Origin of the sequence: Gimesia sp., assembly GCF_048262075.1 — a bacterium.
GTDB lineage: Bacteria > Planctomycetota > Planctomycetia > Planctomycetales > Planctomycetaceae > Gimesia.
This window is the reverse complement of the sequence record NZ_JBLXFK010000001.1, coordinates 845783-868857: the sequence shown is the minus strand read 5'-3', so window position 1 is coordinate 868857 and position 23075 is coordinate 845783. Positions and strand designations below refer to the sequence as shown.

Below are 23075 nucleotides of genomic sequence, written 5' to 3'. Positions count from 1 at the left end.
TCGTGCCGTGAATGAGAACTCACCATCACCGGATCGCTCTTCTGATGCTGCATCGGAACCCTGGACGGTTCGTCGGATTCTGGACTGGACGACCGCCCATTTAGAGAAACACGGCAGCGATTCTCCGCGTCTGGATACTGAAGTTCTGCTGGCTCATGCGCGAAACTGTGAACGGATTCGCCTTTACACGAATTATGAGGATGTCGTCACAGAGCAGGAGCGTGCCTTAATGCGGCAACTCGTGCAAAGGCGGGCGAATTCCGAACCGGTTGCCTACCTGGTAGGGAAGCGTGAGTTTTTCGGACTTGACTTTTACGTCGATAAGAACGTGCTGGTTCCCCGGCCCGACACGGAAACTCTGGTCATCGAACTAGTCGATGAGGCGCAGAAACTCACGAACCCTTCCGTTTTGGATTTGTGCACCGGGAGTGGCTGTATCGCCATTTCGGCTGCTGCGAATTGTCACAATGCGAAATTTCTGGCAACGGATCTCAGTGAACCTGCGCTGGCGATTGCTCAAAAAAATGCTTCTGCGAATGAATTGGCAAACCAGGTCCAATTTCTGCTCAGTGACTGTTTCGAACAGATCCCCTCCGGCACGTTGTTTGATATCATTGTGAGTAATCCACCATATATTCCTGATGCGGAAATCGAACAACTGGAAAAGGATGTCAGGCAGCATGAACCTCGACTGGCTTTGTCAGGGGGAAGGGATGGGTTGGACTTCTATCGTAGAATCATTCAGCAGGCGGGACGCTATTTAAAAGACCAGGGTTTGCTGATGCTGGAGTTCTCACCAGAACAGGAAACTGATTTACGGACACTGTTTAAAGCGACTGGTGAATACACAGATGTGAGGGTGAAAGCCGATTTGGCAGGGCGGGCTCGGGTGATTATCGGGCAGAAATTGCCTATCTTAAAATGAATGGATTTTCTATACTGCGTCAGTAAATCTACGTTTAATCTACAACAGGAGATCCAGGGATGGATATGTTTATCGTTCGCGGAGGCGAGCGGCTTTCGGGTAGCGTTTCTGTCAGTGGTGCGAAAAATTCCGCGTTACCACTCATGGCAGCAGCAATGGCCTGTGAAGGTGAGACCACCCTGTGCTCCATCCCTGATCTGGTAGACGTCAAAACTCAGTCCCAGGTTCTGGGTTCTCTTGGAATGGATGTCAATCGCGATTCAGACGGTGCATTGCGTCTCAAGACGGTAGATGAGACATCCTGTATCGCCGATTATGAACTGGTGCGACGCATGCGGGCCAGTGTCTGCGTGCTGGGACCACTGCTGGCCAAACGTCGGATGGCATGTGTCTCGTTACCAGGCGGATGTAATATTGGTGATCGACCGATCGATCTGCATCTGAAAGGACTGTCCGCACTGGGGGCTCAGATCCGTGTAGATCGTGGTTATGTCATCGCGAGAGCGGATCGTCTGCGTGGCGCGAATATCTTTCTGGGTGGTGCTTTCGGGAGTACGGTCACGGGGACCTGCAATGTGATGATCGCTGCTGCTCTGGCGAAAGGTACAACCACTATTGAATCGGCGGCCTGTGAACCGGAAGTCGTTGATGTCGGTAACTTCCTGAATGCGGCGGGAGCAAAAATCGCAGGATTGGGAACACCGTTTCTGACGATTGAGGGTGTTGAACAACTCAATGGCGTCAAACATGAAGTCATCCCTGACCGTATTGAAGCTGCTACGCTAATGATTGCCGCCGCCATCACGGGAGGCGATGTCTGTTTGAAACAGGTGAGACCCGATCATATTACAGCGGTGATAGAAAAGCTCAGAGAAATCGGTGTGTCAGTCCAACTCGAATTTCCAAATCAGCCTGCAAAAAAACAGTCTGTCACGGTGCAGGTGACTCAACCTCTGCGTTCAATTGACTGTATCGCGCTACCTTATCCGGGTATTCCGACGGACGTACAGGCGCAGTTAATGTCCTTGCTGGCGTGTGTCCCCGGAATCAGTATTGTCACCGACAAAGTCTTTCCGGATCGGTTCATGCACGCTTCCGAGCTGGCACGTATGGGAGCGAACATCCGCAGAGAATCGGCCAGTGCGATTTTGAATGGTGTCTCTCGTTTGAGTGGTGCGTGTGTGATGGCCTCTGATTTACGTGCCAGTGCCGCGCTGGTTTTAGCCGGCCTGGCAGCGGAAGGGGAGACCGTCATTCGACGGATTTATCATCTGGATCGCGGCTATGAACGTCTGGAAGAAAAACTGATCTCATTGGGCGCACACGTCGAGCGCGTCAGAGACGAACCACAAAACATGCCCGATAGTCTGAAGCTGACGGATGGGGAAAGTCGTCCCAGTTATTCTGAACTGCTCGATGCGTTAACGGGGCCGCATTGGAATCAGAGTGCCACTCAACAGAATCCCGAAAGCATAGCTACACCAGGGGACGCCACAGTCGAAGACTGAGGTGGCTTCCTTCGAGAACTTGGGTTGAGTGATTATTCTTTCTTTTCAGACTGCTTTTTGGCAAAGTCCAGGCAGATCAGATGTGATTCGCTTCTGAGATACAGTTTCTTATGAGCGAGCACGGGGGCCGCCCAGGCGGGATAATTGATTTGTGGAAATGACGTGCGGCAGACTTCATGGAATTTCTGGGGATCGACTTTGACTATCGCCAGAGTGCCCCGTTCTCCCAGGACAATGAACTTGTTGTCCGCCAGGATTGCTGAGCCACGTCCATAAAAAGGCCAGGGCGCAGTTTTGCCGGAATCAATCCACTGGAACTGTCCGGTGAGAGTATTGCGTTTGATTTTGTCGACCACGGGGGCAGTTCCATCAGTTTCCCACATTACTTTGCCGTCAGACAGACGCACGCAGCGCATTGTCGCGTCGCGCTCGTGGCGACCGCTGAAGCCATAGAGATAACCATCGTGATGGATGGTGGTCGACCAGTGAGTCAGCATGTTGGTCGGGTTACGCCAGAGTTCTTTATAGCTTTTGCCGTTAGGCTCAACCTGGAGCAGTGCCGAACCTACCTGATAGGCGGCGGAGAGAAAGATTTTATCCTCGATGACAACCGGTCGGGCCGCATTGACGGAGTCGTTGATCATCGATCGGAACCAGTATTTGAAATTGAGCGAACCATCATCGGGATTGAGAGAAACCAGCCCCTGGCGCATCAGGCAGAGCAGGTGTCGTTTTCCATGAATGGTGACGGCAAGCGGAGAGGAGTAGCTGGAGAGTTTTTCATTTCCGCGCCATTTGTAGGCAGGCATTCTCTCCCAGCCTGTCGCGGTGCCATTCCAGACGTCTTTACCGACATTATGCCAGAGTGTTTTGCCAGTCTTCGCATCGAAGGCGACCATTCCGAAATCAGGCTTACCGCCGACCATGACGATGAGCTTATTGCCTTCCAGAATGGGAGTGGCGCCGACGCCGAAGAAACCGGGTGGCACATCGAACTCCTGCAGGCAGTCATGATGCCAGACCAGCGTACCGTCTTTGATATTGAGGCAGTACAGCTTTCCCTGTGCACCAAACGTATAACAGAATTGTTCAGTCAGCAGGGGAGAGCAGCGTGGTCCATTGTTATATCCATAGGGGTCACGGAAATCAGAGTCGTAGGCATATTTCCAGATTTCCTTTCCTGTATCTGCAGCAAGACATTGAATGACTTCCTTCCCTTCATCATCCCCTTTTTCCGGACGATGGTGGATGACCAGACGGTTGCCCAGAACCGAGGGGGCGCTGTAACCAGTGCCAATTCTCTTTTCCCAGAGCAACGGTGGTCCTGACTGCAGGAAGTCATCAATCAAATTAGTCTCTGCTGAAATACCCGTCTGTTCTGGTCCGAGAAAGTAAGGCCAGTCACCTGTTTTGACAACCGGTGGTTGGGCTGGAAGAGACGCCGTTGGCTGGCCTGTTTGAGGCATGGGTAATGACAGGTTCAACAGGAGGATGATTCCCAGGCAGATGCTGAGGCAGAATTTTCGGTTGAAGTGATTCATGGGAGAGTCTGTCGCTTTCATCAGTAAACCAGTCAAAGGCAGGTATCAGGGAAGTTGGTAGACTTTATAAGTTCGATTTTGATAGATCGGGTCGATGCTTGTAAAGGGGCCCAGACGTTTTACCAGCAAATGCGTAATCCCGGTCTTCTGCTGCAACGCCTGTAAGGCACGATCATCAAAGCCTTTATTATAATATTCCTGGCCCCATTTTCGAAGGTACTTGAGGCGTCGATTCCACTCAACGATACCACTGGCGTCCTGGGGACAGTCTTTGAATGTCACATATTCGGGCCGCTGGGCATACCATTTGAAATCAGTTGTATGCGCCGGTGTCAGAAAAAGCGTATCATCCGGAGTATGATTTTGAATCCACTCACAGGCGTCGATCCAGTCAGCCCGCTGTGAGAGGGACATCTTATGGACTGGTGGATGGTTCCAGGCAGAATAAAGTGTGCCGGTAAAGATTCCCAGGCAGAGTACAACCAGAATCGTTTTGCACAGGGAAAGCGTGAGCCAGTCAGGTTTGGCTTTCTCTGTTGCGCTGTGAAACAAATATTGCTGGATCAGGCGAATTAAGGCAATTGAGAATGCCAGCGGTAGTAAGGCGTCAAACAGGCGAAAGGGATAGAATTTGAGGAGCGACATGCGAAATGCGTAATAAGGCATTTCGCTGGCGGGGCGGGGGCCAATCCCCAGTAGAATTCCAATGCCGGCCAGACCGACGGAGCCGATGATGAAACATTGGAAGAAGCGATTGGCGAACGACGGACTTTCCTTACGTACCAGAAACAACCAGGCTACCAGCAGAATCGCATACAAGAGGTAGCTGAAAAGATCGAAATCCATGGGGTCCAGATGGTGCTTCAGTCGATAAAAAACCTGAATATAATTTGCGGCAAAACTGTCCTGTGGATTTCCCTGTATGAGCAGTGCCACCGAGGGGACCAGTCCAGGCAGCGAACAGAGAATGAGGTATCCACAGGCAGGAATCGCAGTTTTAATACAGCTTGTGGTCATAGCGCGATCGATGCGTGCTCGGTTCAGAAATCCCAGGCAAAGCAAACCAAACAGACTGCAAGCCAGCGCCCAGATTCCCACGACAGGATGCCAGGTGATGCTTAGTCCGGCATAGATGCCGGCCCGGTTCCAGTTTTGTTCACAGGCATTTGCCAGAGCCAGGAACAGAAAACCGTACGCGAAGACTTTGGATTCAATTCCGCCAATGATCCATTCCCCCGAGAAATTTCCGATTGCTGCCAGCGCGAGATAGAACCAGGCTGTAATCAAAGGGGACCAGAGCCCCGGGCATAAAACGCGAATCAGGCGATACCAGCCAACCGCCAGCAGCAGGAACGCTGTGATTCTTCCCAGTACCGCTGTCAGCGACAGGGACAGTACCTGTGTTACCGCGCCGACTGTCTGGAAAAAAAAGAGATGCGCATTAGATGATTCGAGAAAAAAATCATCGGCGCACCACTGTGGATTCCAGTAATGACGTGCCTTTGTGAGGTAATGCGGCTCGTTGGTGCCTGGGATCGGAAATCGCATGAATGAATCAGCGGCAAATGATCCGCCGATCAATAATATCATGAGTATGGCTGGAAACGGTATCTTAGTCGCTGTGGATTCAGGATTCACTGAACTTGAGACCTTGTTTAGCCATCAGACGTCGACCGGAATAGCGCCTGCCGGATCAGTATCTGGGAGTCTGTTCCGGAATCAGATTATTTTTTCTTAGTTTTCTTTTTAGCCGTTTTTTTTGTTGCGGCTTTTTTGGCAGTCACTTTTTTAGCAGAAGTTTTTGCAGCGGGGGTTTTGCCTGCAGTTTTTTTAGCAGTTTTTTTCTTTGTACTTTTTTTGGCTGCTGCTTTCTTTTTGGTGCCTTTTTTGGCTGGATCGCCGAAGATCTTGTCATAATTTTCCCAGAACTTGGGAGTCGTACCTGTTCGAACAATCGGGCCACTCATAATCTTACTTCTCCATTTCGAATCTTGATTCACACGCTGGCGAATTCAAACACAACATATTTACGTCAAAAGTTAGTAATCGAATTATAACAAGAGACTGTGTTCTTGTCTTTTCTGAGCGGTGATTCTTTCGATCTCACCTTGAATTGTCAAGTCTGTTCACAATGATCGAGCAGAGGCAGGGTATCAAATGTCTTTTGCAGTTCGCTGGCGCTATGTCGAATTGTATTTAATAACTGATTCAGATGGACTTCTGTCGTCAGTGGATTCATTACAGTAATCCGGAATGCTGCCTGTTCGTTAATAACGGAATGCACGATGTAAAATTCGCCAGATTCAATCAGTTGTCGTCGCAGCTTGAAATGAAACAGGTTCTGTTGTTCCAGCGGCAGGGCATTGAACCATTCAGACTGATAGCGAAAAACGACAATATTACATTCCGGTTCATGGACAGGTTCAAAATCAGTTGCCTGCTGGAGCAGGTCATAAAATGTCCGGGCTGTGGCAAAGGTGATGTCCACCAGGTCGGCGAACAGGCTTTTTCCAAACAGCGACCAGATTCCCCAGAGTGCGTAGCTATTGGCGCGTTTGGTACATTCGATGGTACGCAGGCCGATATCGTATTCTGCAATTTCTGGTGCTGAAGGATCGAACAGGTAAGCAGCCTGCTGCTGGAAGGCTGAGAACTGATGTGCTTTGTTTTTATAAAACAGAAATGCACAAAGCGCAGGCATGAACATCATCTTGTGGGCATCGAAGACGACGCTGTCTGCCCGATGCAGGCCTGCAGTTAAATGTTTATGCTGCGTTGAGAAACAGGTCGGACCACCATGGGCGGCGTCCACGTGCAGCCAGAGGTCATGTTGTTCGCAGAGGTCGGCAATGTCATTCAGCGGGTCAAAGGCACCGATGGGGGTGGCACAGGCACAGGCGACCACGGCAATGATATTCCTGTTTTCAGCCTGACAGGACAGGATCAGTTTCTGAAGGGCAGCGGGGTTCATTCTCCGTCGATCATCGAGAGGAACCTTAATAATATTATCCGCACCGATTCCCAGAATCCCGGCCGAACGTGTGACACTGTAGTGGGCATCGCTGGAAACCAGGATCACGGGGACAGAATCCAGTTTCGCCTGTGGTCCTTGTGACCAGAGTTCAGGGCATTTCAGATTGCGGGCCGCCAGCAGGCCTGTCAGGTTTGCCAGCGAACCTCCATGTGTCACCAGACCGGCAAACTTACCCGGTGTGAAACCGATTTCGCGGCCGAGAGATTCGATCAGAGCCAGCTCGACGGCAGTGGCCCAGGGCCCCATTTCATAGACGGCCATGACCTGATTGGTGACCGACACGATGGCTTCGAACAGACCAGCCAGAGGCAGGGACGCAGGGACTTGGTGGCCTATATAACGAGGGTTCTGCAGGTTATGTCCGCTGTCCAGCATGGTCTGAGCCAACTGGCGAAAGGCTGCGATGGTCTGAGGGATATCAATTTTCTCCGCACCATTCATCGGGGCCTGGTTGAGTTGCTGAAATGCAGCTTTGAAGTTGTCTGCCGGGGGCGCCCAGTTGAGGACGTTCGTGGTCTCAAGTTGCAGGGAACGCGCATGTTGTGTGAGTAATTCACTTAAGGTCTGGCTGGCCGATTCCAGTAACTCGGGGGAGTAAACCGCTTGAATGCGGGTTTGGGCTGCTGAAAAATCGGGGTCTGTTGTACTCATGAGAATTTCTATATAGATGGCGAATTCAGGCAGTTCTATGGGAGGAGAGCAGTCAGCCTGTTCGTCTATTGTATCTGTTTTTCAGCATGCGGGAATGTGTACAAAACGAAATCTGAATGGTTCGAAGCAGAACAGCCGGGAAGCTTCCTGAAGAGAGATTTAAAACCGAAATGGTTCGGCATTCATTTCGTAGCCGGGGTGCATGCAGATATTAATCAGCAGTCCCAGCGCCAGACAAGTACTGAGCATACTGGTGCCACCGTAACTCATCAGGGGAAGCGTCATCCCGGTGATCGGCATCAGGCCCACGGTCATGCCGGTATTGATAATTGTCTGTGAAGCTAACAGCGTCACGATGCCGACAGCGACGAGACGTCCGAATGGTTCGCGGGTGGCAGTCGCGATTTGCAGACCGCGAATATACAGCGCAGCGAACACCAGGATCGTAAACAGACAGCCCATCATGCCAAAACGTTCGCCGACAAGGCAGAAAATAAAGTCGGTCCGTCCGGCGGGAAGATGGTAGGCAGCAGGATCGTCCACGGGCATACCGGCAATTTCACTCCCCCAGACACCCCCCAGAGCCAGCATCTGCTTGGATTGATAAAGATGGTAGCCATCTCCCTTGGGTAACTCACCTCCATCCTGTTGTGTGAACAAGGCAACGATACGTGATTTCTGTTCCGGGTTCATTTCCAACCAGAGCAGGGGAAGTGTGCAGATTCCCAGAATCACGATGGTTACCAGATGTCTGGGACGTGCCCCGGCGGAAAACAACATGGCAAACAGAATGGGAAAAAAGAGCAGCGATGTTCCCAGGTCTGGTTCGCGTAGAATCAGAAAGACGGGGACGCAGGTCAGAACAAAGGGGACGATCAGTCCGGGGATCCGTCGGTAGTTCTTGCGATACATCAGGTAATGTGCGAGGGCGAGGATGTACGTGATTTTTGCTAGCTCGGAAGGTTGGAACTTGAAAAATCCGAGGGGAATCCAGCGGCGGGATCCGTTGACCGCGGGAATAAAAAAGACCGCGACCAGGAACAGGAGTGTTCCTAGAAAAAGGGGATAGCTGATGCCACGCAGATTACGATAGGGAAACAGCATGGTCCCAAACAGGGCGGTCAGGGAGATCAGAATCCAGATGCATTGCTTCTGAAAATAGTGTCCCTGGCCGACCAGTTCATCTCCGCGCGCAATTCCCGCCAGGCCGCATCCCATCAGAATCAGGATACAGCAGAGGATCGACCATGGAATCCTACGAATGCCTGTATGGATCATTGCGAACTCGACCTCAGAGTATTGAAACGAACAGGCGTTTTTTAGCGAAAATCAGCAGATCAGGAAAGAGGGATCTTTTTTTGATGAAGTTCGCTCGGTGGAAATTGAATTACGGGTGTCAAAGCTCTGTAAATCAGCTATTCTTTGCATGTCAGTCCTTCATTTTTCGGTTTAAATCAATCATTTTTTATGTTTCATTCACTGCGAAGAGCCTGTTCAAAGTATCCTGTCACTGCAGCCTATATTGCCTGTGCAATCGGGTTATTTCTGGCGGTACAGATATACAGAATCGATCAGGGGATCTCAAATCAGGGAAGTTTTGACGATGCGCTGTGGAATTTAGGTGCTGTTCAGTCACTGGTCTTCGTGTACGACCATCCGCTGGTTGAGGAAAAAGAATATCCGACCGGGGGGCCCTTTGATCTGTGGTCGGGGGAGTGGTGGCGCATTCTGATCAGCGGCTTTCATCATGGCGATGTGTTGCATCTGCTGATGAACTGCCTGGCAATTGGATTTTTAGGGCGGCTGATTGAGCCTGTGATGAAGCATTGGATTTATGCTGCGTTTCTGATTCTGGCGACCTATGTTTCCTTACTGCCGGAATATTTTCTGGAACATTATCCCGTGGGTTTATCGGGGGGCGCCTTTGCGATGTTCGGGTTACTGATGATGCTCCGCCGCATTCATCCTGAAATCGCGGAAGTGTTTACTGATCGTGAAATCAACTGGGGCCTGAGCTGGCTAATCCTGTGTTTTGTTTTAACACATTTCGGAATTCTGAATATTGCGAATGCTGCACATCTTTCCGGATTTGTCTACGGGCTCCTGGCGGGGGCCGTCATCATCAATCGATCCCGCTTTGCTGGGACGCTGCGGTCTCTGTTTGTATTGTCCCAGATTTTGGTAATTCCGGGTACGTATCTGGTTTGTCATCCGGTCTGGAATGGTAAGTATTACTGGTACCTGGCGCGGCATGAAAATGATCTTGAACAAAAGATTGCCTATCTGCAGCAGGGGGTAGAACTGTCGCCAGGTGAACCGAAGATCGGGGCAGAACTGGCACTCAGTCTGTTTCAAACGGAGGAAGTTCCATTACGTTCCTGGGAGATCATGCTGCGATCTCTGGAGCGCAATCGTTCCTATGATAAAGGGGTCGAGATTACACGATTAATCTGGAAACAGTTCAATACTGATCAACAGAAGCAGGAAGCGCTCGGGATCGTCACGGATGTTTTCGGCGACGAATCCGCTGCCTGGCTGGAACGGTTCAAACTGGATCAGTCCGCAGTGGCGTCGGCAGATGTGCCTTTTCCCAAGTCAGATGAATCCGGAAATGAGCTTCTGTTTCTGAGAGAAGCGGACCGCCGGGTCGCTCCCCAGCCACGTGATCAGTTTGCACCTCCGGTTGATCCCCGCTCTCCCCAGAGTGCGGTGGAAGGGGTTACACTTTAACTCAGAAGTGTGACTCACAGAATCGGCAGAATTGATACATTAAGCATGACTGTCAAGGACGAATGTTGTTTTTTGGCGACAGTCCCGATTCCCGCAAGACAGTTTTTCACCACTGGCTTACCTGACCTACTCTTTACGTAAACAAATCTGTTGTGATGCTGCGCTACTGGTCTTTTCGCAGAGAGAAATACCGAATTGGTTGTTCTCCCTCGATTGGCCTGTGCGGGCAACATATGATGTAATTAATTCCCTTTTCATATCGATCTGTTTATTATGGCTACAGCTTTGGAAAACCAAAACGACTCCACAAATCAGAATACTGACGAAGAACAGTCCGAAGATGCGGTTCTGGTCGATCGCTTTCCGGAGGCGCTGCGTGTTTCGCGCTTTACTTTCTTCACAGTCTGTGTTCTCTCCGTCGCATTTGTGTTATTCAGTTCAATGCCGCTCTGGCATACCGATATCTGGGGCCATTTGACTTATGGTCAGCTGATCTGGGAGACCGGTGGCATTCCTGCGGTGGAGCCCCTGGTTCCGCTGTCATCGGGAGTGCCATTTATCGATACCGCCTGGTTGACTCAGATCTTTGCCTTTCAGACGTATGAACTCTTCGGTGTGGCAGGAATTAAACTGTTGTATGCGGCTGCCATTACCGCCTGCCTGGGGCTGTTACTGTTTCGTGTGCAAAAGCGGACCAGCAGTTTCTGGTGGAGTCTGGTTTGCGTGTCTGCCTTTCTGGTCTGTGACTGGAAGCAACTGGGGATCGTAAGGCCTCAACTGGCTGGACTGCTTGGTTTTGTGTTGCTTTTCACATTATTGAATGCCCGCCAATGGCGCAATTTCTACTGGTTTATGATTCCCGCGGTATTTGCGATGTGGGCGAATCTGCATGGCTCATTCCCGGTGGGACTGGGATTGATTGGCTGTTTTCTGGTGGGTCGCGCAGTGGATGTAGGCCGAAAAGCTGGTTCCTGGAAAGCCATGTTTGGAGACAGCGTCACGCGTCGCTATTTTCTGCTGCTGGAACTGTCAGCGGTTGCCGTTCTGTTCAATCCTTATGGAATCCAATTGTATTCAGAAGTCTTTAGCTTTTCTTCCAATCCTAATCTGGAGGCCCTTATTGAATGGAATCCGCTGACGCTGCGAATGTTCCAGGGGAAAACAGCCGCTGTACTGGCATTGCTGATCGTGATTGCCAGCCGTTTTACTCCGCGTCGAATTGGAACTTCAGAGGTTCTACTGCTGGTGGGACTGGGAGCAGCCGCCATGTGGAGTTCGCGAATGGTACTGTGGTGGGCTCCTGTTGCCGCCTATTACCTGGCGTTACACGGTGCAGCGATCTGGGGACAAAAACGCCGACAACTGGCAGATCCCGAGGCTGAAGAGGTATATTGTGCCGGGAAATGGACGGTGGTTTCTGTGGGGATGGTATGGATCTGTTTTGCGATTACTCCGATTGGTTCACAAATTCTGCATGGTAAACAGGTCGATTTCAAGAAGAGTGTCTCCGCTTCGACTCCCATCGGTGCTGCAGAATATCTCAAAGAGAAAAAAATTGAAGGTCAGCTGTTTAATTCGATGGAACTGGGAGATTACCTGCTCTGGGATGGCCCGGAGAATGCCTCTGTTTTTGCAGATTCTCACGTGCATCTTCTGCCTCGCGAAGTCTGGGACCATTATCTCAGAATTGTGAATTCAGCCGGAGATGCGGAAGAACTGCTGGAACGTTACGGAGTGAATACCGTTGTACTTGATTTACCACGGCGCAATGTACTGATGCGACGTCTGCAACGGGACGGAGCGTGGCGTGTAGGTTACAAAGATGATCGCTCAGTTGTCTTGCTGAGAAACAAGCCGATTCAATAAGCGATATCGCTTCACATTATAAATTACATTGTTCTTATTTTAATCTTTATCGAGATCTGTCATGAAATCACGCAAGTTGTCATCGAAATCCATGATTGCGGTTCAGGTTCTGGTAGTCGTCGCTTTTTGCGGAGCGTATACATTGGGATCACGCGATACCCGCCAGGCATTCAACAGCACATTTCTGGATCAGGCATACTACCCGGAAGTGAAAATCGAACGGGAAGTCCCATTGCGTATTTCCGCCTTATATGATGATCCTTCGGTGGTGACTGATGAGGAACTGGCGGCTGTATTGAAGCAGGTACGGCCCAGGTTTCCGCGTAAACATCTGAAACCAAACCATGTCGAACATGCCTTACGTACCTGGAGTATCCATTCCACATTTCAGGATCCGAGTGTAGTTTCGGGCGCTGAAATGTGTGATTTTCTTACCGACCACGGCCGCTACCTGGCATCGTGGGGTGATGAAGCTTCGCCGCTGCTGGTTGATGAACCGCAGGGGATTTCAATTCGCTGGGGTAGCCAGGTAGGAGGCTCGGTCCACCACGACCACTGGCTGGCTTCCTTAACGGAAGCTGGCATCCAGCGAGATGCCCCGGTGTTTGCACCATCCCGACGCGACATGGATATCAATGATGTGATTCAGCAGTCATTAAGAGATTTTCGTCTGGATGAACGCGAAGTTGAATGGTCCGCGATGGCGTTTGGCTTGTGGATTCCTCCTGTAAAAGAGTGGCAGACGACCGATGGTCGGACTGTTTCGTTTGATCAATTAACACGCAGACTGATACGCGGGCATAAGAAGTATGGTGTCTGTGTGGGAACTCACCGGGTTTATTCCCTGATGTTGTTGATTCGCCTGGATGACGAGTACAATATTCTCTCCGATTCAGCACGGGCGGAAGCATACTCCTACCTGGAGCGGGTACGGGACTTGATCAGTGAATGTCAGTATGAAGATGGGCACTGGCCTGCCAACTGGATGGAAGGTAAGGCGGCATTGACCAGTAGTGAGGAGATTCCCGAATACAAAAATGTAATTGCGACAGGCCATCATCTGGAATGGCTGGCGATTGCTCCCAGGGAACTGCATCCTCCGCATGAGCAGATTGTAAAGGCTGCGAAGTGGGTGATTAAGAATACCACTTCGCATACCGAAGCAGAAATTCTGCAGAAATATACCTTCTACAGCCACGTTGGAAATGCCCTCGCGCTCTGGCGGAATACTCATGCCGCTCCCTTCTGGAAGGAATGGCAGAAGACGCATCCCTATGTACCGGATGCGACTGCGGAACAGGATGAAGCGATCGAAGCCCCTAAGCCTGCACTGTAGGGGCTATTCGCAATGAGATTACTTTCCACCGACCACGGTAAATGATGCTTTCGAGCCGGCAGGTTTGAAGAACTCAGCTTGTACGCCCTGGTCACTCCGCTTGGAAAGGTCGATCAGCAGTGTCAGTTTATGAACGCCTTTGGAGAGTTCAAATACATTTTCTGTTTGAGATTTCAGGCGATGTGAATCGATCCAGATGCGCGTGTCCTGAGCGGAATTGATGCGAACGCCAACGGTGCCCGGTTCGGTAACATTCAGCTCAGCCTGCAGCAGGATTTTCGAGTCGGAACTCAGGCTTTTGAGCTCTTCGAAGGGGAGCAGACCAGCCAGCATCGCGTATTGGGGAACGAATGCTGTGATCGGTGCTCGCAGTATCTGTTCTTCGAACAGTTCTTCATCCGGGTTTTCATTGGTGGTGAGCAACAGGTTGGGGATTTCCCGCATTGCCAGCCAGCGCTGAATGGTTGGTTTCGAGCGGATGGCATAAGGACCTGGTTTGCCCAGCACGGACAGGTATTTTACAAGGTCAATCAGTTCATCACGTGTCAGGAATTTGGTGAGACCCTGCGGCATCAGGGAGCCCCCTTCTGCTTCATCGTCGATGTCATCAACGGGAATGATGATTTCTTTACCGTTGGCATCTTTGAGTAACACGCGTTCTTCATTGCGATCTACGATGATGCCACGAATGATTTTGCCTTCGATGGTGACGATCACATAGGTCTGGTAAGCTTCTTTGACTGCCTGGTTGGGGTAGAGGATGGAACGGACAAGATAATCAACGGGTGAACTGGCGCCGATGGGACTCAGGTCAGGGCCGACTTCACCGCCCGCTTTGCTGATAGAGTGACATTTCATGCAGCTTAAATCGGCGCGTCGGAAAATCTGTTCGCCTCGTTCAGCATTACCATGCGCGATGACATCAGCGAGAAGTTTTTTGAATTCTTCTTCTGTGAGCTTTTTGTCTTCGTTTGACATGCCGGCTGCTTTACTGAGGGCATCGCTTAATGCTTTATCACTGCGGCCTACAGAATACATATAGCGCAGCTGTTTTTTGGCGACATCTTCCGGTATTTTTTGTGTTGAAAGAGCGGCTGCGAGTTGATCGGCGGCGCCTTGTGTATCGAGGATTGCTGCAATAAACGGGGTGGGATCACCTTCTTTCGAAGTAGACATGATTTTGATACCCGCTGTGATGGCCTGTTTCAGATCAAGCGTGACCAGGGCGGCTGCACCCAGATAGCGGATGTCTGGCGGGGAATTCTCTTCCGTCAGTTTCCGCATGGCTTTGATGCTCTCAGGGCCACCAATAGAAACCAATGCGTCGATGGCTGCGGTTCGTGATTTTTCACCCGTCTTGGCAGAGAGAGCCAGTTGCTGTAATTTGTCTGCGGCCCCGGCGACTTTCCATAAACCTGCCAGTTCGATGGCGATTTGATTGACTGGAGGCTTGGCGTCGATCAGTTTGCTGATGTCTGCCAGGGAGCCTGCGGGGATGATTTTTCGATTTTGAAACGCTTCTTTCAGCGCGAGCAATGATTTTTCTTTGACTTCTCCCTGGAACTTATCATTGACGATCTGTTCCCAGATATACCCGAGTTCTTCCGGATTTCCTTTGCGGCAGATCAGTTCAATAATTGTTCCCTGGCGAGAGGCAGGCACGCGGCCGCTTTTGAGTAGCCGCATCATGGGAGAGACACTGCTTTGGGACTGGGCGAAAACAGGTTCGTGGCTGGCTAAACTCAGCAGCAACGTGATTGCTGAGAGGCTAAGGGCGGAAAAAATACGGGGTCGAATTCTCATTATCAAACTAACTCTGCATAAGGTGTGAAAACAGGACAGGCTGTCAGATGCCTGACAGCAAAGGAATTCAGGGTGAGGGTAAACCATCCCGGAGAACTGATTGGCTCCGGAATGGTTTTGATTCCTTCAGGTGTAACTCGAAAAGCTAATTGGCTTCCATGCGTTTTTCGAGCGTATCCATCGTTTCTTTCAATGCGTACTCGAGATAATAGTCCTGTGGGTGAATCAGTGATTCAACGGCAATCTCAAGTGCACGAGGATCATGATAAAAGCTGAGTGCACGAATGGCTTCCAGCCTGACCCGTGGATTTTCATCATTAATCTGAACCTGCAGCAGATCCAGAGAGTTGTCAACGCGATCGCGCCAGTAGCAGAGGACCCGCGTGGCGGCGGCACGTGCTTTGGGCTCCGGGGACTGCAGCATCTTTTTCAGGAAGTCGACATCGACGACATCCAGGTTCTGGCGGACCCAGAGGGCTTCCAAGAGGTTATGCTGATAGTTTTCGTCTTTAGTATCCAGGCCGGCGACCCATTTATCAAGTGCGTCGATGACTTGCTTGGTGTCACGAACACGGAGTTCACGACGAACCCGGTAACGAACCTGGTCTTCATAGGTTTTCAGCAGATCGAGCAATTCCGGGATGGAAGCGTCTGCGATATTCGGATCTTTAAGCAATGGTTTTTTGGAATAAGTGACACGCCAGATACGACCGTGCTGTGCATCGCGGTTGGGATCACGAATTGAATGCTGCATGTGACCTACGAGCGGGTTGAACCAGTCAATCAGGTATAAAGCTCCGTCGGGGCCGAACTGCAGGTCAACAGGACGGAAGTTCGTGTCAGTTGATTTGACCAGTGGCTCTACTGGATCGGCTGCGAACCCGGAACCATCTTCTTTCATTTTGTACTGCAGAACGCCGTGAAATCCGATGCAGTTATTCAGCAGGTAATTTCCCTGAAGTTCTTCCGGGAACTGGCGACTGGAAACGAATTCGCAACCGGCGGTCGGTCGCCACTGCTTTTTCAGGAAGTGTTTCATACCGGCATGCTTGCGGGGGTAATCCAGATCACCTGAATAGGCTGTGCCGAAGTAATTGGCTCCGCCTGAAGCATCGGCGACAAAGTTCTGTCCCCAGCGATCGAAGACATGTCCCCAGGGATTGGCGTAGTTGTAGGAGACAAAGATGCTTGTTTTTTCAGTACGGGGTTCATAGCGGAAGATGCCTGCGTTCTTCACCCGTTGTGGACCATAGGGAGTTTCGACCTGGCTGTGGTGGAAGGTCCCTTCCTGGAAGTACAGTCCACCGCCGGGTCCCCAGGTAAAGGCGCTGATGGAGTGGTGTGAGTCTGCAGAATCGAATCCGTGCAGGACGATTTCTTTATGGTCAGCATGATCATCACCATCCGTGTCTTTCAGGAAGACCAGGTTTGGTTGTTGAGCAACATAGACTCCACCATCTCCGAGTTCAATCCCGGTAGGCAGATGCAGGCCGTCTGCGAAGACCGTTTGTTTATCGGCACGTCCGTCGCCATCTGTATCTTCCAAAATCAGGATTTTGTCATCCACTTCTTTTCCCGGCAGGTACATCGGGTAGGAAGCCATCGTGCAGACCCAGAGACGACCTTTGCTGTCGAAGGCGAACTGCACGGGGTTCTTGAGTTCAGGGAACTCGACTTCGGAAGCGAACAGGTTAATTTCGAAACCTTCCGGTAATTCGAATTGTTTCTGTGATTCTTCCGGAGAGGTGATTTTAATGGAAGCGGGGTCTTTGACATTAGTTTTGATGTCGGCAAAGTCACCGGTATTGCTGTCATCAATTTTGACAGGAACGGTTTTGCCTTGTGCAACAGACCAGATGCGTTTGTCTCGATTGGCGATCATTTTACGGAGTTTGGCAAACTCTGCGGGAAAGTTGACCACGCCAAACGGTTCTTTGCGGCCGCCATAAATATAGTAACCATTGACGGCGCGATAGTCGTACCAGAACTGTTTGTTCTTTTCCAGCACTTCGGCGCGGAGTTTCTTCATGTCCACCGTGGAGCCTGATGAGTCACGCGGTCCAAATAAGGCTTCGTCAATTACAGGAGCGAGTTGCTGGTATCCGTAATCTGTCAGGTGAATGCCATTGAAAGTTAAATCGTGATCGTCAGCTTCCATCAGCTTTTTACTGGGAGTGAAAAGATCAACGAAGATCACATTCTTTTCTTTGGCGATTTTCTGCATCGCGTCCGTGTAGAGCTTAATACGTTCGTTATTTTCTTTTCCGTCTGTGAGGCCAGGACGGTTCAGCTTTTCTGTGGCAATGGGGGAAAAGAGAACCAGACGCGGATGTGATTTCCCGTTGTATTTAGCAGACAGCGTTGTGTCGATGAAATTATTCAGATCCTCTTCGAATTTGGGGAGTCCTGCTTTTCCGGCAAAGGACTCATTGAACCCAAAGCAGGCGATAATGACATCTGCTTTGTGATCTTCCAGGTTATGCCCGTGATCCTGGAAGTCTTTGGAGCGAGGACGCAATGTCAGTTCATCAGCCGACCAGCCCAGGTTTCTGACAACGAGTTCCTTATCCGGGAAGCGACTGTGAAGCAGGGTTTCAAAATAACCTGCGTCCTGCATCCGCTCGGGAAAGGTATTGCCGATGAAAACAATATGATCGTGAGGTTTCAGTTCGAGTCTCTGCTCGTTTGCTCTGATCTCTTTTAATGATATTGCAGCCAGACTCGCTGTGATCAGGCACAGAGAAAATATTATCGATTTCTTCACTACTGTGGGCTTTCTTTTAGGACTTATGAGGCAGGAGACCCTGAGGGCAAATTTGTGAGTCAAATCTTCAGGATCGTGTGTTTGGCATATCGATCTCAACTCTAATTTTGTAGCATATGCCTACCTATGTCAAATCAAAGTCAGGGGTTGTAAGGAATGACCGGGTACTTTGAATATCAGTAACAGACCGGGGAGTCTCAGTGAATGAAGTTCCACTTCGCTTCCACCAGAGGGAACATTAAACAGTTCCGTATAGATACTACGCAAAATAGGACGGATTCAACAAAACAATCCTATCCGCAAGTTTCTGACAATGCATCTATTAAATTAATAATCGAAAGTATTCCCGCGGGTGTGGTATTCTGCTCGGGTGAAACGCTCTTTATCAACCAGCAATCCGAAGAGCTACTGGGGAACTCAAGCGAATCTCCCGAATTATTTGAAGCGAATCTGGAGCGGCTGTTTGAACTGAAGGCGGCGGAATCAGAAACAGATTCCAGCGATCCAGATCAGGCTGAAATCTGGTTTGAACAAGCAGATGGTGTTCAGCATTTATGTGAAGTCAAACTGCCGAACAACCCCGAACAGCAACTCTGGCTGTTGAATAGTATTTCCGCACAGCGACAAAATGAGCGATTACTGAAAATTTTGACTGAAGCTACAAGTGATGTCACCGGCGATGAATTTTTTAAACGTCTGGTGCAGGAATTATCTCGTGCTTTAAAAATGAAATATGTCTGCCTGGTTCAGCATCGAAATGACCAGCGACTTAAATGTAAGACCTTCGGTGTTTCTGTTGATGGAGATCCGGGACCCGATTTTGAGTACGACATTGAGGGCTCTCCCTGTGAGCATGCCATCGGTAGGGAACCCTATGCAGTACATCAGGGAGTTTCCAGGATGTATCCGGAAGATGAATTTCTCATCAAAAATGGCATTGAATCTTATTTCAGTCTCCCAATGATCGATAAGGATGGTGAGGTTCAAGGCCATCTGATGCTGCTGGGAGATCGTCCTGTCTTAGAAAATCTGTGTAAACTTCGTGTCATTCGGAATTATACCTATCGGGCATCTGCTGAACTCAGTCGCGCACAGGCGGAAAAGAAACTACAGGAAAGCGAACTGCGCATTACCATGGCTGCCCGGGGTTCGTCCATCGGATTCTGGGAATATAACCTGACGACAGGTCAAGTCTATTTTGATGAGCACTGGTATGCCATGCTCGGTTATGGTCCCGGCGAATTTCCTGACTCGTTTGCGAAGTTGCAGGATTTGAAAGATCCGGCAGAACTGGAAGCTGCCATCAATCAGGCGTGGACTCAAATGATCCACCCTGAGGACTATGTGACATCGGTGAAAGCGTTGAACGATTATGTTTCAGGGAAAGCGAGTTCTTATGATGTCGAAGTTCGAATCAAGAAAAAAGACGGTAGCTGGAAATGGGTTTTTACACGTGGCAGAATCTCTGCTTACAGCCCGCAAAAGGTTCCGCTGCAGATCATCGGAACCCATATTGATATTGATGACCTGAAACGTTCCCAGCAGATTCGCCTGGAAAGTGAAGCACGCCTGCGGATCATTATGGATCAGATTCCAGCCATCCTGTGGACGACTGATCTGGATAATCAATATACATCTATCGTAGGAGCCGGGCTGAACCAGTTGGGGATTCAACCGGAAGATACGGTGGGTAAAGGGATCTATGATTTTCATAAATCGCAGGATGTTTCTGTCAATATGACCGCGATGCATCAGCGAACCCTGACAGGTGAATCTGTACGCTTCGAACAACAGTATGAGAATACCTCCCTGGATATCCATATCGAGCCGTTACGGAATATCAATGATGAAATTATTGGTTGTATCGGGTTGGCGATTGATGTAACGGTTCGAAAGAAAACGATCGAGCAACTGAATCGGCAACGAATATTATTACAGACTATTTTCCACTCCGTAACCGATGTGATGATTGTGACTGACCGCAGCCATAATATTGTCATGTGTAACGAGTCGATTCAGATCCATTTCCGGTGCAAAGAAGCTGATTTGCTGGGAAGGCCGATTCGCGAACTCATTGTCTCCTCCAGTCTGTATGAAGAGCAATTCAACCGTGTTTCGTTTCCCAATACCCGTGTTTTAAAACCGTTTATTGTAGAGTATTTGCGTGCCGATGGTTCCCGCTTTCAGGGGGAGACGATCGTAACCCCTCTCAGACGTTCTGATAATCAGATTACCGGATACATCAAGGTAATCCGGGATATCACAGATCGCATTCAGATTGAGGAAGAAAAAGATCATCTGCATGCACAAATGCTGCATGCTCAGAAATTGGAAAGTCTGGGTGTACTTGCTGGTGGTGTGGCACATGATTTTAATAACTTACTTCTGGCGATCATCGGGAATACGAATCTCGTGTTAATGGAACTGGATGAGGAATCTCCAGTGAGTCCCTACGTGAAAAGCATAGAAATGGCCGCGCGTCATGCTGCGAAAATCTGCGAGCGGCTCCTGGCGTATTCCGGGCGACGCACCTTTGCCTCAATGACCTTTAATTTAAATCGCGTGATTCAGGAAACAGTGGAGATCATGAAATCGATTGTTTCTCCGAATGCACCCATTGATCTGGATCTGTCCGCTGAAGAATTAATGATTCATGGTGATACAGGACAGATAGAGCAGGTCGTGCTGAATTTACTGACCAATGCTTCTGAAGCGATTCAAAACCAGGCCGAAGCAGGCAAGATCAGGATTCGTACCGGAGTCTGCGAGATAGGCAAGCACGAATTTTCAGATTACTACTTCTGTGAAAATGGAACTCCCGGACGGTTTGTCTATCTCGAAGTGGAAGATAACGGGAGCGGTATGGATGATGACTGTCAGTCCAAAATGTTTGATCCGTTTTTTACAACCAAATTTACCGGTCGGGGTCTCGGGCTGGCTGGTGTTTCTGGAATTATCAGAGGGCACCATGGGGGTTTACGCGTAGAGTCTGTGATAGATCAAGGCTCCTGCTTTCGCGTCATTCTGCCTCTGGCAATCGCGGCGTCTACCGATCTCGATGATGAAGGCAGTGCCGAATCGCATGTACCGGTGGAAGCCGGTTCTATCCTGGTAATTGATGATGACATGGCGGTATGTAATGTGGTGAATCGCGTGTTGCAACGTTTTGGTTTTTCCGTGATGTCAGCTTATTCCGGTAGAGAAGGTGTCGACATTTATGAGAATCATCGTGATGAGATCAGCGTGATTCTGCTGGATATGACCATGCCAGGTTTAAGTGGTGTCGAGACGTTTGAACTGCTCAGGGAGAAGGGAGTGGACATCCCTGTGATTCTTACCAGTGGATTGAGTGAAACTGATATTTCGGAACAGATGCAGGGGTCAGAGATCGTGCATTTTCTCAAAAAACCCTACAAACCTAAAAAACTGGTGAATGTGATCAGCAAAGCATTGATCAGACAACAGATCCAGGACGATGCGTCCAATATCAATATCGATTAGAGTCCGTTCAGCAGTAACTGCTGTAATTGATCCGCATAGCGGTTCAAAATCATCGCCAGAACCAGAAACAGCCCGGCTACCAGATCGCTTCTCCCGAAATGATCCGCCCTGCCATGCGATCGTACAAATTCAAAGATGGCACCGGTGGGGCAGCCATAGTGACAGTAAGCCTGTGGGACAAACAGGGAAGCTACGAGTCCGACAACTGCAATGATAATCGATGCGATCCCTGCGGACGCCAGCAAATATGCATCAAAGGCTTCCAGTTCTGCCAGATCAATTGGGATTCCTAAAAAGAGAATCAAAAGAATCAACCCGATTAATAAAGCCGGGATCCAGCGTAATGCCCGTTTGATATCGGGTCTGATTTTCCACTTTGACCGTGCGGGAAGTAATCGTCCCAGAAATTCCTGTGCGGTACCATGCGGGCAGATGCTCTGACAATAAACATTCCGACGGGTCGTCCAGGGAATCAGCACCGCGACTGCAGCCAGAACCACAAGTCCAAAGACTGTTCTCCAGGGAACCGCATATCTGGCCCAGCCGGCAAATAATGATTCTGCCAGCAGGTCTCCCGTCCAGAAGCCGAGATAAATCAATGCGACGAGTTTGAAAAACTTTCGTAACCAGTGAATTCGCTTGAGGCGTGTAAAAGTAATCAGACACGCGACAACACAAAAGCCAATAATAGTTGCGTCTCTTCCCCGGAACAGAAAAGGGGGATCTTCCTGCGTCTTCTGTTCCGAAAAGCGAATTCGATGAGCGATGGCATGTGCGATGCCCATGCTGGTCATGGTCGCGCCGGAAACGCCTTCGACTTCCCCTGACTGAAGATCCAGGTTGGCGATACGATTCCAGCCATATTCTTTCCAGAGGTTCATCCAGTATTCATTCTGGCGGACATCATTTACATGAGAGGTAGTGTCACCACTGCTGCGGACTGAGATGCCGAGGATTTGGTCTGTCTGAGAATTAAATACGATTAAGGTATCCGAGGGGCCGCAGTAGCCGATAATGTCGTCGGAGACCGGAGAAGTGCGGATGGCGTACCCAACAGTTTTCTGTTTTTCGTCCAATACAAACAGCCCCATCCGGTCCGAGTGATCGACTTTTAGCGAATGCGCAGCAGGTAGTAGCTTCCGGACTTCCTGTAATTCGATGGGAGACTCGCCCTGCACGCGCTGTCTTACGAAGTAGTCTCTGATCAGACAGATAATAAGAACCAGGATAGCGATCCGGTAGAGTTTGAGAAAAAGCGACTTTAAGTGACTGGCGCGCCGTTTCGGTCGTGGAGGCTTCACGGCTTGCGGTATGTCTGTCATCCTGTTCTCATCGACTCAGGCAATCTGTATTGCCTGAGTCGTTTATCGCATAGGTGTTGAGTTCATGTGAAGTGCAGTCAGAGTCGTATTCCAG

At 49.9% G+C, this 23075-nt stretch carries 14 protein-coding genes; 6 read left to right on the top strand and 8 right to left on the bottom strand.

Going from position 1 to position 23075, the window contains the following annotated elements:
* Positions 1–7 precede the first annotated feature (7 nt).
* Together prmC and murA are read left to right on the top strand one after the other, a co-directional pair.
* The gene (gene prmC / locus ACN0YH_RS03180) at positions 8–925 is read left to right on the top strand and encodes a peptide chain release factor N(5)-glutamine methyltransferase (protein ID WP_417378094.1); all 918 of its coding nucleotides are present in this window, start codon (positions 8–10) and stop codon (positions 923–925) included.
* Between the two features lie 59 nt (positions 926–984).
* The gene (gene murA / locus ACN0YH_RS03175; protein WP_417378093.1) at positions 985–2433 is read left to right on the top strand and encodes a UDP-N-acetylglucosamine 1-carboxyvinyltransferase; all 1449 of its coding nucleotides are present in this window, start codon (positions 985–987) and stop codon (positions 2431–2433) included.
* 32 nt (positions 2434–2465) lie between these two features.
* Here murA and ACN0YH_RS03170 read toward each other — a convergent pair whose 3' ends face one another.
* The 5 genes from ACN0YH_RS03170 to ACN0YH_RS03150 all read right to left on the bottom strand — a co-directional run bounded on the left by ACN0YH_RS03170 (position 2466) and on the right by ACN0YH_RS03150 (position 8937).
* Positions 2466–3995 (bottom strand): PQQ-binding-like beta-propeller repeat protein, encoded by a 1530-nt coding sequence (locus ACN0YH_RS03170; RefSeq protein WP_417378092.1) that lies wholly within the window; start codon positions 3993–3995, stop codon positions 2466–2468.
* 24 nt (positions 3996–4019) lie between these two features.
* On the bottom strand, positions 4020–5522 hold the full coding sequence (locus ACN0YH_RS03165; RefSeq protein WP_417378091.1) for a DUF6798 domain-containing protein: 1503 nt from the start codon (positions 5520–5522) through the stop codon (positions 4020–4022).
* 176 nt (positions 5523–5698) lie between these two features.
* On the bottom strand, positions 5699–5941 hold the full coding sequence (locus ACN0YH_RS03160) for an RNA polymerase subunit sigma (protein WP_417378090.1): 243 nt from the start codon (positions 5939–5941) through the stop codon (positions 5699–5701).
* A gap of 149 nt (positions 5942–6090) precedes the next feature.
* Positions 6091–7659, bottom strand: a complete 1569-nt coding sequence (locus tag ACN0YH_RS03155; RefSeq protein ID WP_417378089.1) for a pyridoxal phosphate-dependent decarboxylase family protein — start codon at positions 7657–7659, stop codon at positions 6091–6093.
* A 159-nt stretch (positions 7660–7818) separates the two neighbouring features.
* The gene (locus tag ACN0YH_RS03150) at positions 7819–8937 is read right to left on the bottom strand and encodes an FtsW/RodA/SpoVE family cell cycle protein (protein ID WP_417378088.1); all 1119 of its coding nucleotides are present in this window, start codon (positions 8935–8937) and stop codon (positions 7819–7821) included.
* 189 nt (positions 8938–9126) lie between these two features.
* Here ACN0YH_RS03150 and ACN0YH_RS03145 point away from each other — a divergent pair, with 189 nt between their 5' ends.
* From ACN0YH_RS03145 to ACN0YH_RS03135, 3 genes are all read left to right on the top strand, one after another.
* Positions 9127–10389 (top strand): rhomboid family intramembrane serine protease, encoded by a 1263-nt coding sequence (locus ACN0YH_RS03145; RefSeq protein WP_417378087.1) that lies wholly within the window; start codon positions 9127–9129, stop codon positions 10387–10389.
* A gap of 273 nt (positions 10390–10662) precedes the next feature.
* Positions 10663–12255, top strand: a complete 1593-nt coding sequence (locus tag ACN0YH_RS03140; RefSeq protein WP_417378086.1) for a hypothetical protein — start codon at positions 10663–10665, stop codon at positions 12253–12255.
* Positions 12256–12316: 61 nt separating this feature from the next.
* Positions 12317–13591, top strand: a complete 1275-nt coding sequence (locus ACN0YH_RS03135; RefSeq protein WP_417378085.1) for a hypothetical protein — start codon at positions 12317–12319, stop codon at positions 13589–13591.
* Between the two features lie 18 nt (positions 13592–13609).
* On the opposite strand, the gene ACN0YH_RS03130 is transcribed toward ACN0YH_RS03135, so the two are convergent.
* Both ACN0YH_RS03130 and ACN0YH_RS03125 read right to left on the bottom strand, forming a co-directional pair.
* Positions 13610–15394 (bottom strand): HEAT repeat domain-containing protein, encoded by a 1785-nt coding sequence (locus tag ACN0YH_RS03130; RefSeq protein WP_417378084.1) that lies wholly within the window; start codon positions 15392–15394, stop codon positions 13610–13612.
* Positions 15395–15539: 145 nt separating this feature from the next.
* Entirely contained in the window at positions 15540–18158 is a 2619-nt protein-coding gene (locus tag ACN0YH_RS03125; RefSeq protein ID WP_417378083.1) for a PVC-type heme-binding CxxCH protein, read from the bottom strand.
* Positions 18159–18362: 204 nt separating this feature from the next.
* On the opposite strand from ACN0YH_RS03125, the gene ACN0YH_RS03120 reads away from it, so the two are divergent.
* Positions 18363–21659 carry a PAS domain S-box protein gene (locus ACN0YH_RS03120; RefSeq protein WP_417378082.1) on the top strand — a complete coding sequence of 1099 codons (3297 nt, stop codon included), beginning with the start codon at positions 18363–18365 and terminating at the stop codon, positions 21657–21659.
* On the opposite strand, the gene ACN0YH_RS03115 is transcribed toward ACN0YH_RS03120, so the two are convergent.
* Positions 21656–22981, bottom strand: a complete 1326-nt coding sequence (locus tag ACN0YH_RS03115) for a 4Fe-4S binding protein (protein ID WP_417378081.1) — start codon at positions 22979–22981, stop codon at positions 21656–21658. The two genes, ACN0YH_RS03120 and ACN0YH_RS03115, sit on opposite strands and share 4 nt — an antisense overlap.
* Between the last annotated feature and the right edge of the window lie 94 nt (positions 22982–23075).

Coding starts and splice junctions, on each gene's coding strand:
- ACN0YH_RS03120 (WP_417378082.1), top strand. CDS start 18,363: ATGAAGTTCCACTTCGCTTCCACCAGAGGGAACATTAAACAGTTCCGT.
- ACN0YH_RS03160 (WP_417378090.1), bottom strand. CDS start 5,941: ATGAGTGGCCCGATTGTTCGAACAGGTACGACTCCCAAGTTCTGGGAA.
- ACN0YH_RS03140 (WP_417378086.1), top strand. CDS start 10,663: ATGGCTACAGCTTTGGAAAACCAAAACGACTCCACAAATCAGAATACT.
- ACN0YH_RS03145 (WP_417378087.1), top strand. CDS start 9,127: ATGTTTCATTCACTGCGAAGAGCCTGTTCAAAGTATCCTGTCACTGCA.
- murA (WP_417378093.1), top strand. CDS start 985: ATGGATATGTTTATCGTTCGCGGAGGCGAGCGGCTTTCGGGTAGCGTT.
- ACN0YH_RS03155 (WP_417378089.1), bottom strand. CDS start 7,659: ATGAGTACAACAGACCCCGATTTTTCAGCAGCCCAAACCCGCATTCAA.
- ACN0YH_RS03135 (WP_417378085.1), top strand. CDS start 12,317: ATGAAATCACGCAAGTTGTCATCGAAATCCATGATTGCGGTTCAGGTT.
- ACN0YH_RS03170 (WP_417378092.1), bottom strand. CDS start 3,995: ATGAAAGCGACAGACTCTCCCATGAATCACTTCAACCGAAAATTCTGC.
- ACN0YH_RS03150 (WP_417378088.1), bottom strand. CDS start 8,937: ATGATCCATACAGGCATTCGTAGGATTCCATGGTCGATCCTCTGCTGT.
- ACN0YH_RS03130 (WP_417378084.1), bottom strand. CDS start 15,394: ATGAGAATTCGACCCCGTATTTTTTCCGCCCTTAGCCTCTCAGCAATC.
- ACN0YH_RS03115 (WP_417378081.1), bottom strand. CDS start 22,981: ATGACAGACATACCGCAAGCCGTGAAGCCTCCACGACCGAAACGGCGC.
- ACN0YH_RS03165 (WP_417378091.1), bottom strand. CDS start 5,522: ATGCGATTTCCGATCCCAGGCACCAACGAGCCGCATTACCTCACAAAG.